14 protein-coding genes are annotated in these 17118 nt (G+C 66.6%); 1 reads left to right on the forward strand and 13 read right to left on the reverse strand.

The features are described from left to right. Positions 1 to 133 precede the first annotated feature (133 nt). The gene (locus tag Q9R17_RS10900) at positions 134 to 2491 is read left to right on the forward strand and encodes a hypothetical protein (RefSeq protein WP_308154666.1); all 2358 of its coding nucleotides are present in this window, start codon (positions 134 to 136) and stop codon (positions 2489 to 2491) included. Between the two features lie 28 nt (positions 2492 to 2519). Here Q9R17_RS10900 and Q9R17_RS10905 read toward each other — a convergent pair whose 3' ends face one another. The 13 genes from Q9R17_RS10905 to Q9R17_RS10965 form a co-directional block, all read right to left on the reverse strand. After that, positions 2520 to 3272, reverse strand: a complete 753-nt coding sequence (locus tag Q9R17_RS10905) for a GDSL-type esterase/lipase family protein (RefSeq protein ID WP_308154667.1) — start codon at positions 3270 to 3272, stop codon at positions 2520 to 2522. Beyond that, positions 3269 to 4993, reverse strand: coding sequence for a hypothetical protein (locus tag Q9R17_RS10910; protein ID WP_308154668.1), 1725 nt, complete (start codon positions 4991 to 4993; stop codon positions 3269 to 3271). The genes Q9R17_RS10905 and Q9R17_RS10910 overlap by 4 nt, the downstream gene beginning before the upstream one ends. A 66-nt stretch (positions 4994 to 5059) precedes the next feature. Next, positions 5060 to 5464: a GtrA family protein gene (locus Q9R17_RS10915; protein WP_308154669.1), complete on the reverse strand. Its 405-nt coding sequence runs from the start codon at positions 5462 to 5464 to the stop codon at positions 5060 to 5062. Next, complete coding sequence (locus tag Q9R17_RS10920; protein WP_308154670.1) at positions 5461 to 6768, reverse strand: NAD(P)/FAD-dependent oxidoreductase; 1308 nt, start codon at positions 6766 to 6768, stop codon at positions 5461 to 5463. The genes Q9R17_RS10915 and Q9R17_RS10920 overlap by 4 nt, the downstream gene beginning before the upstream one ends. Before the next feature lie 31 nt (positions 6769 to 6799). Next, positions 6800 to 7744: an NAD-dependent epimerase/dehydratase family protein gene (locus Q9R17_RS10925; RefSeq protein WP_308154671.1), complete on the reverse strand. Its 945-nt coding sequence runs from the start codon at positions 7742 to 7744 to the stop codon at positions 6800 to 6802. A gap of 29 nt (positions 7745 to 7773) precedes the next feature. Then, entirely contained in the window at positions 7774 to 8445 is a 672-nt protein-coding gene (locus Q9R17_RS10930; RefSeq protein WP_308154672.1) for a class I SAM-dependent methyltransferase, read from the reverse strand. 114 nt (positions 8446 to 8559) lie between these two features. Continuing rightward, complete coding sequence (locus tag Q9R17_RS10935) at positions 8560 to 10734, reverse strand: hypothetical protein (protein WP_308154673.1); 2175 nt, start codon at positions 10732 to 10734, stop codon at positions 8560 to 8562. A gap of 1 nt (position 10735) precedes the next feature. Beyond that, the gene (locus Q9R17_RS10940) at positions 10736 to 11467 is read right to left on the reverse strand and encodes an SDR family oxidoreductase (RefSeq protein ID WP_308154674.1); all 732 of its coding nucleotides are present in this window, start codon (positions 11465 to 11467) and stop codon (positions 10736 to 10738) included. A gap of 2 nt (positions 11468 to 11469) precedes the next feature. Beyond that, positions 11470 to 12783, reverse strand: a complete 1314-nt coding sequence (locus Q9R17_RS10945) for an FAD-binding oxidoreductase (protein WP_308154675.1) — start codon at positions 12781 to 12783, stop codon at positions 11470 to 11472. After that, positions 12780 to 14177: a UbiA family prenyltransferase gene (locus Q9R17_RS10950; RefSeq protein WP_308158329.1), complete on the reverse strand. Its 1398-nt coding sequence runs from the start codon at positions 14175 to 14177 to the stop codon at positions 12780 to 12782. Before Q9R17_RS10950 ends, Q9R17_RS10945 begins: the two co-directional genes overlap by 4 nt. Positions 14178 to 14319: 142 nt before the next feature. Then, on the reverse strand, positions 14320 to 15300 hold the full coding sequence (locus tag Q9R17_RS10955; protein WP_308154676.1) for a lysylphosphatidylglycerol synthase transmembrane domain-containing protein: 981 nt from the start codon (positions 15298 to 15300) through the stop codon (positions 14320 to 14322). Continuing rightward, positions 15300 to 16238, reverse strand: a complete 939-nt coding sequence (locus Q9R17_RS10960) for an electron transfer flavoprotein subunit alpha/FixB family protein (protein ID WP_308154677.1) — start codon at positions 16236 to 16238, stop codon at positions 15300 to 15302. The genes Q9R17_RS10955 and Q9R17_RS10960 overlap by 1 nt, the downstream gene beginning before the upstream one ends. After that, complete coding sequence (locus tag Q9R17_RS10965; RefSeq protein ID WP_308154678.1) at positions 16238 to 16984, reverse strand: electron transfer flavoprotein subunit beta/FixA family protein; 747 nt, start codon at positions 16982 to 16984, stop codon at positions 16238 to 16240. The genes Q9R17_RS10960 and Q9R17_RS10965 overlap by 1 nt, the downstream gene beginning before the upstream one ends. Positions 16985 to 17118: the final 134 nt, after the last annotated feature.

Consider the following 17118-nt stretch of genomic DNA (forward strand, 5'->3'; position numbering starts at 1 on the left):
CAACGCATGCCATGCCCTGCAGTGGACGTACAATCGTCCGCCAGAGCCCGGGCGTTCCGTCGCCGGCCCCGCCAGCAGGCGGGCCACGACGTTGCCGCATGGGTGCCAGGCACCGTGAACCATCAGGGCGAGCATGAACAACGATATCGGCGGCGCCAAGAGTGGCAGCAGCACATGGCAGGGGCTTGCCGCCGCGCTGGCATGCATCCTGACCCTGCTGTGGGTTGTTCCGTTCAATCCGGCGATGCCGGTAACGGGCGTGGATGGTTCCTGGGCCTATGCCATGAACGTTGCTGTCGCCGAGCATCTGCGGTTTGGCAAGGACATTGTCTTCACGTTCGGCCCCTGGGCATCGGTCTACACCGGGCTTTTCCATCCGGCGACCGACACGCTGATGATCGTCGGCTCCCTGCTTGCCGGGCTTGCGGTGTCGGCAGGTTTCTTCGCGCTGCTGGCGCCGTCCCGCCGGGCCCTGCTGCTGCTTCTGCCGGTGGTGCTCGCACTGATCTGGTCCTCGGCCTGGCATGGATGGCGGGACGCGCTGTTCCTGTTCCTGCCGGTGCTGCTGCCCTGCGTTGTCGCGCGGCAGCGGCTGGGCAGGGCGGCCCACCTGCTGGTGATCTGCCTGCTGTGTGCGGCCATGGCGATTCTTCCCTTGGCCAAGGGCAATGTCACCGTGATGGTCGTCTTCTCCATGGCCGTCGCGATGTGGTTGAGCCGGCGCGCCTCACCGGCACGGGCAGTGGCGATGCCGGCAATCGTGCTGCTGGTGATGCTCCTGGCATGGTGGGCGTGCGGCCAGGCATTGGCCGACCTGCCAGGCTACTTCCTGGCGCAGGTGCCGATCATTTCCGGGTACACCGAGGCGATGTCGGTTCAGGGGCGGTCACGCGACATCGTGGTGTTCCTCGTGGCGGGGGGCCTGATGTTCGGCGTTGCGGTGCTTGCCGCGGGGCGCGGGCAGCGGCATGTTCCCCTGCTGGTGGCGGCGTATCTGTTCCTGATCTTCAAATCGAGCTTCGTCCGCCACGATGAACAGCATGCCGTCATCGCTGCGGCAGCATTGCTGCTGCTCGGCCTGCTGATCTGCTTCAGCCCCGGCGCGGGCGCGGGGAGGGGGCCGGTGGCGCTGCTGCTTGGCTGTATGGGATGGGCCGTGATTTCCCATGGCTATGTGCCGATGGCGCCGCAGGCCATGCAGGCCCGCCTGCTGGAGATGGTGCGCAGCCCCATCGCCGGCCTCTGGACCCGTATCGCGCACCCTGGCGAGCTTGCGGCCCGCTTCAGGCAGGAAACCTCGCGGCTGGGCGACCGGCCGCCCTTTGCCCGGGCGACGATGCGCGCGGATGTCTATCCGTGGGATCTGACCCCGATGATCGCCGCCGGGCAGCCCTGGGCGCCACGCCCGATCCTGCAGAGCTACTCGGCCTACACCCCGGGACTGGTGCAGGCCAATGCCCTGCACCTGCAGCGCAACCCACCCCAGCGCGTGTACTTCAACCTGAACCCGATCGACGGGCGATACCCCTCGATCGAGGACGGCGCGAGCTGGCTTCCGCTGCTGGGAACGTTCGCTCCCGTGGCGATCGAGGGGGAATTCGCGGTCCTGGAGCGGCGGCCCGGGAACGGGAGCGCGCTGGTTCCCGGCAATGGCGTGCAGGTGGCTGCAGTGCTGGGGCAGGAAGTGCCGGTGCCTGCCTGGGACGACCCGGTGTGGATCACCCTGGACATCCAGCCCACATTGGCCGGGCGCCTGGCGTCGATGGCCTACAAGGCCCCTCCGCTGTCGCTGTGGGTGCGCTACGAGAACGGGGACACCGCCCGGTTCCGCCTCGTTGCGGGCATGGCACGGACGGGATTCCTGCTTTCCCCGACCCTCACCCGCGCCGACGAGTACGTGGCATTGGCCTCCCATCACCGGCAGGCGCTGCTTGGAAAACGGCGGGTTGTGGCGATGGGCGTATCCGGTGGCAGTGGAACGCGCCTGCTTTGGCAGCAGGCGTACCACCTGCGCTTTGCACCGCTGGCCGTGCCGCCGTCGGAGCAGGCCGATGCGGTGCTGCTGGGCCGGCAGCAGGCGGCCATGGCACCGGAGCATTACGCCACCGGCGGCAACTGCAGCATCGATGAGTTCGACCACCGACCGGTGGCCGCAGCGCCGATGGATGCGGCGGCCGGCATGGTGCTGGTGCGCGGATGGGCGGCCGTGGATGCGGTGAAGGGCGTGCCGAACCAGGGCACCCTGCTGCTGGCAACCGGGCAGGACGGTAGCTGGCATACGGTGACGGCACGCCGTGTGGCGCGCCCCGACGTGGCCGCCTATTTCCAGCAGCCCGGCCTGGAATATGCGGGGTTCGAGGCGTATCTGGACGTAAGTCGCCTGGCGGGGGATGCGCAGATCCGCCTGGTGCAGGCAGATGGCAGCCAGCAGCGGCTGTGCAGCACAGCGGCCGTGTCCCTGCACCGTACCGACGCGCCCACGCCCCGCTAGCGGGCCTGCGTGCGCCGGCACGGGCCGGTCATGGCGGGGTGGGCAGGAACAGCGGCAGCAACCGTTCCAGGACGAGCTGGTGGCCCTGGCGGTTGGGGTGGTTGAACTGTGCCATCAGTGCAGCGCGGTCGCCGGGATAGGCCTGGAATGCAGCCAGGCTGTCGGCGACGGGAACCTGCGCATCGTGCCCCAGCTGCCGGATCATCGTTGCCTGCTGTGCAAGCGTGTCGTCGCTGCGTTGCGGATCGGCCTGTTCGTCCCAGGTCGGGGTCAGCAGGACCGGGCAGGCGCCGGCCGCACGGCTGGCTTCGATCATCTTTTCGAGGTTGGCCGTGGATTCGGCCAATGGAAGCGCGCGATCGTTCAAGCCATAGTCGATCAGCACCACCCGGGGGTGATGGTCCAGCGCATCGCGCTGGAAGCGTGCACGGCCCTGCGTGGAGTTCTCGCCCCCCACGCCTGCGGTGATGACATTCAGCACGGCATACGGGTACGCGTTGGCAAGGGCATCTTCCAGCAGCCGCGGATAGGCATCACGCTTCTGAACCTGCGGGGTGGTGCCGTAGCCTGCGGGCACGCTGTGCCCGAACGCGACGATGTTGACCGTGGCGTTGCCGGGCCACTGCTGCTGCAGGTCGTGGATCACCGCCGCCAGGCACGGCGGACCGGCGGGAGCCGGGGTCGCTGCCGCCGCCTGGGGGGGCGCCACCACCGGCGTGGGTGCGCGCGTGCATCCGGTGGCCAGGCAGAGGGCGAGCGCCAGGAGTGATGTGCGGATCATGGGCGGAAATCGATGTTGGCGGCGAGCGGGCAGAAGTGGCCGCGGGTATACAGCCAGGCACTGACAGGGCCTTCTGCGTGGATGACGTAGCCCCGCCAGCCTGTCGTTCCGGATGCACCGGCGACACTGCGGGCGACATCGGGGCGGACCTCGCCCAGCACGCCGTAGCCCACCGTAGCGTCATCCCGTCCGGTCAGCACGATCAACTTGGCCGACGCATCGGCAGGTGCCCGGGCCCAGCCGTTGAGCAGCCACGCACCCTCGATTGCCCTGGCATCGTCCAGCGAGCCCTGGCATACCGATGCATCGACACGATCGCGTGCGAACGCCAGTGTTCCGATCGACCTCGCCCAGTCCCTGCCATAGACCGACAGGCCCTGCGAGTCGGCGTAGTTCATCAGCGGTACCACGATGTCCTGGCCGGAACGCGGGAACATCCAGTCGATGTAGCTGCCATCGCGGACCCCCATCTTGACGCCCAGTACCGCGACATCCCGGTAGAAAGGCTGCGGTGGCATGGTCAGCATGGCGTGCTGGCTCCACAGGCCTGCCGGCAGCATGGTGGCCGCCAGCACGGCGGCCACGGCCCAGAACCGTGCCTTGCTGGCGATATCGGCAAACAGCAGGAAGGCACTGACCCAGGCGATGAGGGCCGGCGTGGTGTAGCGGCTGGCCACTGCGGTCTCGATGCCCAGGTTGTAGCGCCCGCTGCCGGCCAGCACGGCGGCCGCAGCCGCGAAGGCGAAGGTGGCGCCGATGTAGAGGCGGTAGCTGTTCAACGTGCCACGGCGCAGCAGGTGCAGGCTCATCGCCAACATGGCCGCCAGCAGCAGGATGCCAGCCACGAAGGCCGATGCCTGGCCGGCGCCGAGGAAGGCGATGGGGGAGCCCAGGAAATTCAGTGCGTAATGGGCTACCTGCAGGGGGTGGTGCAGCAGGCCATCCACCGGGGAGGCGTGGTAGGGGGGGCTGTGGTAGCCACGGAAGTAGATCGCCCAGGCGGCTGCCATGGCGATGATCGACAGCACCCGGTGCTTCCACTTCAACCCGAGCATGAATGACATCGCGACCAGGATCGGGAAGGCGATCAGGCCGTTGCTCATGCTGAGCATCGACACCAGCGCCAGCAGCAGTCCAGCGCCCTGCGGTACCCAGCTGCCATCGGCGCGTGCACGGCTGTAGACCAGGAAGGCGGCGATGGCGAAGAAGTAGACGGCGATGAACTGGCTCTGGAACCCCCAGGTCAGGTTGTCGTCCTGCATCCACAGGAACCGCCCCAGCAGCACCACGCCGGCAATGACCGCCAGTGAATGGCGCTGGGTGGCGAAGCGGATGTACCCGATGATGAAGACACCGGCAATGGCCAGGTGAAGCAGGACGTTGGCCGGGATGAGCAGGTAGCCCTGGCCCTTGAAGAAGTGCAGGTCGAGCCAGAACAGCGACCGCGTCAGGACGATGCGGTGCTCGTTGTGCTGTGCCCACCAGGCCCCGGCATCACCGTTGTTGATCTTCTGCCAGAAGCCGATCATGCCGTCCCACTCGTCCATGTAGAGCGTGGACGAGAAGTGCATGACGACGCCGATGACCGTGGTCAACAGGATCGCCAGCCCTCCCAGCAACCACAGTGCTCCCACCCGCCGGTGCCAGCGTGGGGCATCGGCGGTGGCGGCGGACCGGGTGGCGCCGCCGGGGGCGCGATTGTCCAGGATGTTCTGGTTCACGCAGGTCTGTTCTCCATGCGGTGCTGGGCGATGGGAAGGAGGGTCATGAGGGTCTGCACGGCACGCTCATGCCCGGAATGACAGGCGCTTGTGCCCGATGTAGCTGGTGAACACCGGAACCGCCACGCCGATGGCATGGGCGATGGTCTCATTGTGGAAATCCACGCCCAGCAGTGGCAGCAGCCAGTGCGCGAACAGCAGGCTGATCGCGATGGTCTGCACCACGGCGGCCAGGTTGACCGCCACGAACCACATGATCTGGTGGTGGACGCGGTTGCTGGCCTGCCCGAACACGAACAGCTTGTTGAGCGTGAACGCGGTGATCATGCCCAGGAGGTAGGCGATGACGATGGACGGGACATAGCCCATCCAATGGCCCAGCACGATACGCGAGCCGAAGTTGACGGCGGCGGCAAGGCCGCCTGCCGCCAGGAACAGCACGAACTGGCGCGAAGACGCAGCGGTGCTCACGGGCTGGCCGTCCCCTGCAGTGCCGCCTTGGCCAGGGTGCTGCCGACGGCGATGCTTTCGTTGATCGAGCGGTCTTCCGGGTAGTAATAGGCGGTGTCGGCCATGAAGAAGCCTTGCAGCGGCGTCCTCATGGGCGGCAGCCTGTCCTGGAAGCCGGGCGGGCAGATGGTCTGGGCGAACTCGTAGCGATGGCAGTGCGTGGCCCGGATCCACTCCGGCTTGAACGCCGGGTTGATCATCGGCAGGTAGCTGATGACTTCCTCGATCAGCTGCTGGTTGCTCCATTGCCACTTGGGGTGGGTCTTGGGCATGTAGTACGGGGCATACACGATGTGCTCGCCGGGGCCCTTGCCGGGGTTGAGGTTGCTGTATTCGATCAGGCCGGGAATGGTGATGCGGTCATCGCTGATGTTCATCCAGAAGTTCTCGCTGACCGGCTGCGACAGCTTCAGGATCACGCATGCCACGGGAATGTTCTCGATGGCACCGACCTGCTGCGCGAAGGCATCGGGCAGCGCGGGAACCATCTTCGGCACGTACTGGATCGGCGCCGTGGAAACCACCACGTCATAGTCCTGGTGCCCATCGGCCGTGCGGATGCCGGTGACTTTCCCGTCCACGGCGGTGACTTCCTCGATCGGCCGTGACAGCAGGATCCGCCCACCGCGGCGGGTCACCTCGGCTGCCATTTTCTCCAGCAGCACGGCCGAGCCCCCTTCCAGGTAACCCATGCTTTCGTTGAACAGGTTGCGGCGCGACAGCGCCACGCGCTTGATGCGGGTACCGATCCACGACGCCGACAGGTCGTTCTGGTATTCGAAGAACTTCAGGGCGAAGGCTTTCTCCCACATGACCTTGTAGGCCTTCGGGCCGATCCAGCGCGTGATCCAGTCACGCGCGTTTTCCTTGTCCAGCGCGGTCCAGTCCTGGATGCCCTTGGTGTGCATCACGTGCAGGGCGTAGCGGACCTTGTCGACCAGGCCAAGGTGCGGGAAGCCCAGCAGCGCGAACGGCGTGCCCCACTTGTGCAGCTTGCCCTGGTAGTAGTACCCCATCTTCGTGTCCGTCCAGTGCAGGCGGTCGGACAGCTGCATCTCCTCCAGCAGCGCGAACAGGGGGTAGTCGGTCTTGCAGATGAAGTGGTAGTAGCGTTCGATGCGCAGGCCATCGAAGTCAAAGTCCGCGGACATGCCGCCGATGCGGTCGTCGCGTTCGTAGACATCGACCTGGCGGCCCTGCTTGAGCAGCTCGAGCGCTGCCATGAGCCCCATGGGGCCGCTGCCGATGATGGCGAATTTGCTCATTCCAATCTTCTTCCGTCTGGTTTTTCTGGGCTCAGCGCTGCAGCACGATGTGGCTGTAGCGCGGATCGGTATAGCTTTCCCGGATGGCGTCCTCGAATGGCGTCTGCGTCACGCCGAACACGGCCTGGGTATCGATGCCCTTGAAGTCATCACCGGCGCTGAGCGCCTTGAGCTGGTCGGCGGTGAAGGGGGGTTTCTTGCTGAAGAGGGCGAACGTACGCAGCAGGAATGCGAAGAAGCCGATCGGGATGTGCACGATCAGGGTGCGCAGCTTCTTCACGCGCTTGATCGTGCGGATGATGTCGATGTAATCCACGCGGGTGTCGCCGACGATGTCAAAGACCTGGCCCTGCGGCTCGGTGTCGATGCATCGGGCGATGCACCGGCAGAAGTCACGTTCGTACAACGGCTGCCGCATGAACCGGCCATCACCGGGGATCGGGAACACCGGCGTGCGTGCCATGAAGCGCGACAGCCAGCCCAGGTGCTTGGGGTCGAACCAGCCGAACATCAGCGTCGGCCGCAGCACGCAGTGGGGTTGGCCGCTGGCGGCCACCATGGCTTCCTGCTCGCGCTTGGTGTCGGTGTAGTCATCCTTGGCCACCGAGTTCACCACCGAAGAGCTGATGTGGACCATGAAGGGCACGGCGGCTGCCTTGCAGGCTGCCAGCACGTGCTGCGTCGCGGTGAGGTTGTTGCGCACGAACAGGTCGGTGGTCTTGCCGGTGATCTGCGCATGCAGCTGTACGACCAGGCGGGCGCCCTCGAAGGCCTCGGCCCAGTCACCGGGTTCGGCCAGGTCCGCCAGCACCGTCTGCACATCGGGATGAAGGTCACGCAGCATCTGGAGGTTGTGCGCGTGCTTGTCGATGGCGACCAGGTGCGTATAGCCCTGTTGCTTCATCTCGACGATCAGGTTCTGCCCCACCAGGCCTGCAGCCCCGGTCAGGACGATTTTTTCATGCTTCTGTGCCATGGACGAACTCGGAATACGTTGACGGAAACTCAGCCGGGCTTGTAGGCCACGACCAGTGCCTGCTTGCCCAGCACACGCCAGGCCAGCGGGATGCGCAGGTACAGCGATACCAGCCAGGGTGCCTGCGGCAACCTGCTCTTGGTGGTGTAGGGCAGGAAGCGCGGAATCACCACCCGGGGCTCCAGCCCGGCCATCAGCACCCCTTCCACCAGGCTGCGGTCACTGAGCGCGGTGTGGTGGTCGAAGTAATCCCAGTACTCGTCATACAGGAAGCGGATGTTCGGCTGCAGGATGATGGCGCGTCCCCCCGGCTTGAGCATGCGCGCGCTTTCGCGGAGCGTCTGCAGCACCAGGTCCTTGCTGGGCAGGTGCTCCAGGAAATTGCTCATGAACACCGCGTCCACGCTCTCGCTGGGGATCGAACTGACGGCCGTGCACGATTCATTGATGATGTGGACGTCATCGTGGGCGAACCGGCGGATATCCGGATTGAGGTCCACGGCGATCTTGTTCGCCGCGGGGATGTTGTTGATGAACTCGCAGTAGCCGGCCCCGATGTCGACAACGGTGTCGCTGGGCGCGACATAACGATTCAGGTAGCCGGTGCACAGTACTTTCCAGATCCGGTTCTTGTTGGCCAGTTCCTCTTCCGGGAACCGGTGCTGGTAGAGAACATCTAGATCGAGATCAATATCGGGCATCGTCCTGATTCTTTTCGTTGTTGAAACATGAATGGGCAGTGGATCAGCGGGTCCGGCGTTTCCCTGGCTAGAGTGCGTGGCACCACTGCGCGAGTCAAAGGGACCGGGAGCGGGTCATGCCAAAGCGTGGTTGCGGTCCGTCTCCTGTGTTGCTGCGATCAAGGACAGCAGCAGGCCACCGGCGAAGAGTACCGCGCCGAGCAGGTAGAACGCCTGCTGCCCCGGCAGCAGGTGGCGGTCCAGTACGTAGGCCGTTGCCGCGACCACGATGTTTGCCGAGCAGATCACGTAGAACAGGGCGCTGCGCGTGCACCAGGCTGCGGCCAGCACGGCCAGCTGCAGCATCAGCTGGCCGGCATAGGCGCCGGTGTTGATGGTGGTCGTGCCGCCCTCGAAGATGGCCGTCGTCCAGACCAGGATGAACAGCGCGGTGGTGATGACCATCTGCAGCAGCGAGGGCAGCACAGGCACGGGCATGCGTACACGCCGCCCCCGTGCGTACAGCACGGCCAGGCAGGGAATCAACAGCAGGGGTGAGGCGAACCACAGGGAATGGAACGTGTGGAAGAAATCGTTGTCGATGAACTGCTTCCACGTGGTGGCATCATGCAGGTAGGTGATGCGCACGGCATCGAGCGGCCCGGTGAAGGTGCCCTTGAACACGATGGCCAGGTTGTCGATGCGCGCGCAAAGCCAATCCCACGGGGTGACATGCCGGTAGGCATTGGCGATGGTCTGCAGTGCTCCTTCGCTGCTGATGGGCACCTGCCCGCCGAAATGCCATTTGATCAGCCGGTCTCCCGGCGGGTCGATGAATTTCTGGTAGGCAACCCAGGGCAGGTACAGGGCCAGCGCGACCGGCGCGCTGCGCAGCAGCAGCATGAAGCTCTGGCGGCGATGCCAGGCCAGGCTGGTCAATGCCGCGCCGACCAGGAAGAACAGCGAGCCGCCATGTGACAGCAGCGCCATCGCCGAGGCGATGCCCGCCAGCCCCCACTGTCTGGGGGCACCCCGCGGTGGGAACAGGGCGATGAAGAAGATCAATGAGAACGCCGCTGCCAGCAGCTTGGGCCAGACATAGAGCGTGTTGAGCAGCATCAGGGGGGACAGGCACAGCGTGAACAGGGCGATGGCCTGCGCACGTCGGCCCATGAAACGCCCCAGCAGCGCTGCAAGCGGCAGCAGGACCAGAGCCTGTGCCCAGGTGGAAATGCCCTGGTAAACCAGCTCATGGCTGCCCGGCACCAGCGCGCGTACCAGCAGATAGGTACCCACCTGCAGGGGCGGCCGGTCGCTGCTGAGCCAATCGCCCACCATCGGCACGTCCAATGCCCCGCGCGCCAGCATTTCGCCGAACATCAGGGGCAGCCAGGCATCGGTGGACAGGTGCGGCCAGCGCAGAGCGGGGTCCCCGTTGGGGTGGCCATTCCAGGTGAACGGATAGAGGCCGATCCAGAGCACCAGCAACGACAGCGCGAGCACCGGCAGCAACGCTTTCTGCAGGCCTGCGATGTCTGCCATCACAGGGCCCTGGCGCCGCCGGGCGAGGAGTGCCGCGGCGGGGAAGGGCAGCGCCAGTACCAGCAGGGCGGTTGTGCTGCCCAGCTGCGGCGACCTGACATAGGCGATGAAGATGAGCAGCCACAGGCAACCGGCCGCCAGCATGCCCTGCAGCAAACGCTCCAGCGCAGGGCGGCGGGGACCGGGCAGGCACAGCGACAAGGCCAGCAGCCATGCGTTGCCCACCACGATGGCCAGCAGCATCGGCAGCGCGTGCCGGGTGAAGGCGGCCGAGGCCGTTATGTTGGATGCGCCGAATCCTGCCCAGCCGAACTTTTCCGTCGAGCGGTCATCGATCTGCAGGTAGAAGCCGCTGCGTGCGATATCGGCGGGTATTTCCAGCTGCACCCGCTCCCAGCGTTCCCTGGGCTGGTGCGTGGAAAAATCGAACCGGGCCTGTCCATCGCTGCCGACGGCGCTGACAGTCACCCCGGGCGTGGTGGGATAGCCGGCCAGCATGACTTCAACGTGCTGCGTGCCCGGAGGGTAGGAGCCGGAGGTGATCGTACCGGTCCAGCCATCATCGCCTTCGCAGAAGGTGATGCGCCCTGTGACAGCAGGGTCGGGGGACAGGAACGGCGAATGCTCGGGCGTGCAGCCACCGTCCACGCGCAGTGCGGGATCGGTCGCTGCAGCGCAGCCGCCGAGCAGCAGCACGGCGGCGCACAACAGGGCCACCAGGAGGGGGCGCACGATGACAGCCAGCACGGACGGGCGGTTGCCGGCCATGTCAGAGCTTGATCCTGCGGAACACGAATTCGGGAATGTTCTTGATGACCATCATGATGGCCCACCAGAAGCCCGGCAGGTACGCCACGGCCTTGCGCTTGCCGATGGCTTTCAGAATGCCCGCAGCGACCTTGTCCGGGGTTGCCCAAAGCGCGCCCTTCTTGAAGGCCGCGGTCATCGGTGTATCGACGAAGCCGGGCTTGATCACCAGGACGTTCACGCCCAGAGGGCGCAGCCGCTGGCCCAGCCCGCTCAGGTATGCGGTGACGGCCGCCTTGGCACTGCCATACAGATAGTTGCTGGCACGGCCACGGTCACCGGCCACCGACGAGATCACCGCGAGTGTCGCACCATGCTGCAGGCGCTGCGCCAGCGCTGCCGCCAGCGCGATGGTGGAGGTGCCGTTGGTGGCGAACTCACGCAGGGACAGCTCGACCGAGGCATCGCAGGCCGCCTGGTCGGGCAGGGTGCCGTGCGCGATGAGCACGGTGTCGACACCGCCCAGCGCGTTCCACGCCGCATCGAGCAGCGCACCGTGTGCGCCTACATCGTTGACGTCGAGCACACCGTACTCGGCGCGCTGTGCGCCGCGCACCCGTAGATCGGCAGCGATGGCATCCAGGCGGCCGGCATTGCGACCCACCAGATAGATTGCAGCCGCACGGGTGGCATACAAACGGGCGACAGCCTCTGCAATCGCCGAGGTGGCGCCGATGATGAGGATCTTCTGCATGCTTACTCCATCACCCGGCGCCAGAAGCCGGATGAGAATCGAGGGTCGATGAAGCGGGAGAATGCTTCCCACGCCGGGAATGCCTGGCGGAACAAGGCACCGGACATGCGGGCATCCTTGGCCGGGTAGACGGCACCGCCTGCTTCGCTGACGATGGCGTCCAGCCGGTCGAGCATCGTCAGCAGGCCCGGGCCGTCATTGGGGAAATCCAGGGCCAGCGTGGTGCCGGGGCGCGGGAACGACAACAGGCCCGGCGAAGGCCGATCACCAAATTCCTTGAGCACGGCCAGGAACGAACCGCGGCCGCTGCGTGCGATTTCCGCCAGCAGGGCGGCCGTTGCCTCGCGCGCATGCTGGGGGGGCAGGACGCACTGGTGCTGCAGGAAACCCCGTGGACCGTACATGCGGTTCCAGTGGTTGATGCCATCAAGCGGGTAGAAATAGCTTTGGTAATGGGACAGGCGGCGTGCCTGCCGTGCCGGCTGCCGCCAGTAGTAGAGCGTGTTGAAGGGCCGCAGGGTCAGGCGGTTCACCAGCGAGACCGGGGGCACCACCGGCATGCTGCGGCGCGGTGCCGAACTGGGCGTGGCTGCAAGGGCGTCGCCGGGTGCATGGTCGCCGCGCAGGAAATGCCCGCGCCCCAGTTGCCGGCCACTGGCCAGGCAGTCGATCCAGGCGACGGTGTATTCGAAATCCGCTGCGGATGCGCGCGAGAGCGCGAAGAACTCGTCCAGGTTGCCGAAGCGGATCGATTCGGTGTCGATCCATGGGCCGGGCACACGCCGCAGCTGCAGTTCGGCCCAGGTGATGAAACCGGTCAGGCCCAGGCCGCCCAGTGTCGCGCTGAACAGGCCATCGTCATCGGCTGGCGACAGCCGCCGGCGCGATCCATCGCTACGCAGCAGTTCCAGGCAACGCACGTGGTGGCCGAAGGTGCCGGCACGGTGGTGGTTCTTGCCATGCACGTCGTTGCCGATCGCACCGCCGATCGTGGCGTAGCGGGTACCCGGGGTGACGGGCAGGAACCAGCCCTGTGGCAGCGCGATGGCCAGGATGTCGGCCAGGGTGGCGCCGGATTCACAGCGCACGATGCCCGTGGCCGGATCAAAGGCGATGAAGCGGTCCAGCGCACCGCTGTGCAGCAGCGTACCGCCGGGGTTGAGGCAGCTGTCGCCATAGCTGCGGCCATTGCCATGTGGCAGCACGCTGCTGCCATCGGGCGGCAGGGGCAGGGCACCCCCACGGTCGTGTACGGGAATGATCTGCTGCTCGGCCCGGGGGTAGCGCCCCCAGGATTGGCCGGCCGCTGGGGTCATATCGCTGCCAGCACGATGAGCACGCACAGGCTGATGACGATCTGGCTGCCACGGTCCGTCGCGGCGAATACGATCGGGTCATCATGCATGTCGCCGCGGTGGGAGACGATCCACATGCGGCTGATCCAGTACAGCAGGATCGGGCACAGCAGCCACAGCAGCTTGGGGTGGCCATACAGCTCCAGGCTTTCCGGGCTGTTGATGTACAACGCGAACACCAGCACCCCGATATAGCCGGCCGCCGCACCCAGTGACTGCACCAGCGGCAGGTCGGCAACGGCGTAGCCACGGCCGATGGCCATTTCCTTGCCGTTGGCCAGGGCCGAGGCCAGTTCGGTGTAGCGCTTGAGCATGGCCAGGCTGAGGAACACGAACATCGAGAAGGCCAGCAGCCAGAACGACAGTTCCGAATCGATCGCGATGGCACCGCCGATGATGCGTACGGTATAGAGGGCGGCCAGCAGCACCACATCGATCATGACGATGCGCTTGAGCTTGAGCGAGTAGCTCAGGGTCATCACGTAGTAGCAGAGCAGCACGCCGGCGAAGGCGGGGCTGCACAGCAGGGCCAGCGCGAAGCCGGCCAGGGTGATCAACGGCGCCAGCAGCAGGCCGTGCAGCAGCGGCAGGGTGCCGGCGGCAAACGGCCGCTTGCGCTTGCGCGGATGCATGCGGTCCGGTGTCAGATCCAGCAGGTCGTTGAGCAGGTAGACGCCCGACGCGCACAGGCCGAAGGCCAGGAAGGCGATGCCGGCATCGATGATGGCCACCGGTTCCAGGAAGCGGTGGGCCGTCAGCAGGGGCACCAGCACCAGCAGGTTCTTCAGCCACTGGTAGACACGCAACGCCTTGAGCCAGGTCAGCAGCCCGCCATTCTGCGGGGGCAGGTGTGCCAGCACCTCGGTCTGCCGGGCGGCATCGCGGGCCAGCGCCGCGCCGTTGTTGACCACGATGGCCCCGCCGGCATGGGCCCAGACCTTCAGGTCGACGCGGCCATTGCCCATGTAGTCGAAACCACGCTCACCGAACCGGGCGGCCAGTGCCTCGCCCTTGTGGGAGCCGGACAGGTTGGTCTTGCCGTCGCTGGCCATCACCTCGTCGAACAGGCCCAGGTGATCGGCGATGGGTTGCACCAGCAGGCGGTCCGATGCGGTGCACAGCACCCGCGGGCGCTGCGGGGTGGTGCGCAGGATGTCCAGGACGCGTTCGTCGTAGGGCAGTGTTTCAGCCGGCAGCTGCACCCGGGTCGCCAGTTGGCGCTTGACGAAGGCTTTGCCCTTGAGCAGCCAGAACGGCAGCAGGAACACGTACAGCGGGTTGCGTGCCAGCAGGGCCAGCAACGATTCGTAGAGGATGTCCGAACGGAGCAGGGTGCCATCAAGATCGACACACAGGGGGCGTGATGCCGTCACGGTGAAGCTGCCCCAGCCCGGAAGGATGCGCGGTACGGCATGGGACCCTCTTCTGCTGCCATTGGATTCAGCGCGAATGATAAAGGAAGCCGCCTGCAGGCGCAGCGCGCAGGCGGGCTGCGGCTCATGGGGCGTGCCGCGGGCGGAAGCGGAGTTCCAGCAGTGCGGCCGAGAACATGCCGACCAGCACGGCCAGCCACAGGCTGGCCAAGCGGATGCCGATGGCCACGGCCAGCGCGGTGTCGGTCGGGACGCCACTGGCCGCCAGCATCAGGACAATGGCCGCTTCGGTGGTGCCGACGCCCCCGGGGACGAAGGAGAGCGCGCCGACCAGCATGGCCAGGGGATAGATGCCCAGTGCCAGCGGCCACGCAAGCGTGATGCCCTGCGCATGGCACAGCAGGGTGAAGGCCAGGGCTGTCAGCAGCCAGGCGAGCAGGCCCAGCAGGGTTCCCGGTGCCAGCACGCGTGGACGCAGCAAGGGGCCCAGGGCACTGGCACCCCCCACCAGAAAGTGCGCCAGGCGCCGTACCGGCAGTCCCGGCAGGTGTTCGATGGCGCGGTGGGTGCCACGGGCCAGGACGGGAAGGCATCCCATCGCCGCCAGGGCCAGCAGGATGCCCAGGATGATGGCAGCGAGCATGCCGAACACCGGCACCAGCGCGGCGGCACCCACGGCCATCGCGGTGATGACCAGCAGGTCCAGCGCACGCTCGAAGATGAAGGCCGTCAACGTCGTGGCCGGAGGAATTCCCTGCCAGTTGAAGTAGCGGATGCGCAGCAGTTCGCCGGCCTTGCCGGGCGAAGCGGTGAAGGCGAAGCCTGCCAGGTAGGCCAGCAGGCCCGGTGCCCAGCCGTGCAGCGGATGGCCCAGCGTGCCCAGCACCTGGCGCCAGCGCTGGTAACGTGCGATGTAGCTGGCCAGGACCAGCAGGCTGCAGGCTGCGAGCGGTGCGGCAAGGTCCAGCAGCCGTGACAGGATGTTGCGGTCGCGGTCCAGGTACCACAGGGCGGCCAGGTAGATGGCCGCGACGGCCAGCACCCAGCCCGCCGCGCGCCCCCGGCGGGCCGGCGTTGCCGGTGCCGGGGGCGTGCGATCCGTCATCAGAGTGCCGCTTCCAGCTCCGGCAGCAGGGTGAACAGATCCCCCACCAGGCCGATGTCGGCGATCTCGAAGATCGGCGCGTCGCCGTCCTTGTTGATCGCGACAATGGTGCCGGCGTCCTTGATGCCGGTCAGGTGCTGGATGGCACCGCTGATGCCCACGGCCACGTACAGTTCCGGCGCGATGATCTTGCCGGTCTGGCCGACCTGCAGCTCATTGGGCACGTAGCCGGCATCCACGGCGGCGCGCGAGGCGCCCACGGCGGCACCGAGCTTGTCGGCCAGCTGGTAGATCACCTTGAAGTTTTCTTCCGAGCCGACGCCACGGCCACCGGAGACCACGCGCTTGGCGCTCTGCAGGTCCGGGCGGTCGCTGCTGGCCGCGGCCAGGCCGACGAAGCGGGTGTGGGCCGGCAGGGCCGCATCCACGCTGATCGCTTCCACGCTGGCGTTGCCGCCCTGGGCCGCTTCCGGCCAGGAGGCGGTGCGCACGGTGGCGACCACGGTCTGGTCGGCCGGGGCCTCCACGGTGATGATGGCGTTGCCGGCATAGATCGGGCGCTTGAAGGTATGGCTGCCTTCCACGGCCATCAGGTCCGAGACCTGGGCCACGCCCAGCAGGGCGGCCACGCACGGCATCAGGTCCTTGCCGAAGGTGGTGGACGGGCCGAACACGTGGCTGTAGCCGGCGGCGGCCTTGGCGATCTGCGGGGCCAGCACCTGTGCGACCGGGTGCGCATTGGCGGCATTGGCCACGGTCCGCACCTGGGTCACGCCGCTGATCTTCGCCGCTTCGGCTGCGGCTGCGGCCGGGTCGGCGGCCAGCACCAGCACGTCGATCTGCGCGCCGCTGATGGCCGCGGCCGCACTGACGGTCTTGGCGGTGGCGGCGTTGAGCTTGCCGTCGTGGTGTTCTGCGATGACGAGAACCTTGCTCATTACAGCAACCCCTTCTGCTTGAGTGCGGCCACCAGTTCGGCGGCGTCCTTGACCATCACGCCCTTGCTGCGCTTGGACGGCGCGGCGTAGTGGGTGATCTTCAGGGTATCGGCGGCATCAACGCCCAGCTCGGCCAGCGGCAGGGTTTCCAGCGGCTTGGCCTTGGCCTTCATGATGTCCGGCAGCTTGATGAAGCGCGGCTCGTTCAGGCGCAGGTCGGTGGTGACCACGGCCGGCAGGTCCACTTCCAGCGTTTCCAGGCCGGCATCGACTTCGCGCACCACCGTGGCCTTGCCGTCGGCGATGTCCAGCTTGCTGGCGAAGGTCGCCTGCGGGCGGCCCCAGAGCGTGGCCAGCATCTGGCCGGTCTGGCTGGCGTCGTCGTCGATGGCCTGCTTGCCGAGGATGACCAGTTCCGGCTGTTCCTTCTCGATCAGCTTGAGCAGGGCACGGGCGGCGGTCAGCGGCTGGATGGCTTGGTCGGTGACGACGTGGATGGCGCGGTTGGCACCCATGGCCAGGCCGTTGCGCAGGTGGGCCTGGGCGTCGGCCGGGGCGATGGTAGCGACCACCACCTCGCTGGCGATGCCCTTGTCGCGCAGGCGCAGGGCTTCTTCCAGGGCGATTTCATCGAAGGGGTTGGGGGACAGCTTGACGCCGTCGGTGACCACGCCGGAACCGTCCGGCTTGACCTGAATGCGGACGTTGTAGTCCACCACGCGCTTGTACGCGACGAGGATTTTCATCTGGTACGGGGTCCTTCAGTAACAGGGAGAACGTCCGGTCCTGCAACAGCAACCGGTTCGGGGGTGGGATCCCGATTCTAGCGGGCTTGGGGCAACCATGCGAATGCGTATGGTTTTGCTGCGGCGCGGCAGCC

Source organism: Stenotrophomonas sp. 24(2023) (assembly GCF_030913365.1).
In the GTDB taxonomy this organism is placed as follows: Bacteria; Pseudomonadota; Gammaproteobacteria; order Xanthomonadales; family Xanthomonadaceae; genus Stenotrophomonas.

Coding starts and splice junctions, on each gene's coding strand:
- Q9R17_RS10905 (WP_308154667.1), bottom strand. CDS start 3,272: ATGATCCGCACATCACTCCTGGCGCTCGCCCTCTGCCTGGCCACCGGA.
- Q9R17_RS10960 (WP_308154677.1), bottom strand. CDS start 16,238: ATGAGCAAGGTTCTCGTCATCGCAGAACACCACGACGGCAAGCTCAAC.
- Q9R17_RS10945 (WP_308154675.1), bottom strand. CDS start 12,783: ATGACCCCAGCGGCCGGCCAATCCTGGGGGCGCTACCCCCGGGCCGAG.
- Q9R17_RS10920 (WP_308154670.1), bottom strand. CDS start 6,768: ATGAGCAAATTCGCCATCATCGGCAGCGGCCCCATGGGGCTCATGGCA.
- Q9R17_RS10930 (WP_308154672.1), bottom strand. CDS start 8,445: ATGCCCGATATTGATCTCGATCTAGATGTTCTCTACCAGCACCGGTTC.
- Q9R17_RS10925 (WP_308154671.1), bottom strand. CDS start 7,744: ATGGCACAGAAGCATGAAAAAATCGTCCTGACCGGGGCTGCAGGCCTG.
- Q9R17_RS10955 (WP_308154676.1), bottom strand. CDS start 15,300: ATGACGGATCGCACGCCCCCGGCACCGGCAACGCCGGCCCGCCGGGGG.
- Q9R17_RS10900 (WP_308154666.1), top strand. CDS start 134: ATGAACAACGATATCGGCGGCGCCAAGAGTGGCAGCAGCACATGGCAG.
- Q9R17_RS10940 (WP_308154674.1), bottom strand. CDS start 11,467: ATGCAGAAGATCCTCATCATCGGCGCCACCTCGGCGATTGCAGAGGCT.
- Q9R17_RS10935 (WP_308154673.1), bottom strand. CDS start 10,734: ATGGCCGGCAACCGCCCGTCCGTGCTGGCTGTCATCGTGCGCCCCCTC.
- Q9R17_RS10965 (WP_308154678.1), bottom strand. CDS start 16,984: ATGAAAATCCTCGTCGCGTACAAGCGCGTGGTGGACTACAACGTCCGC.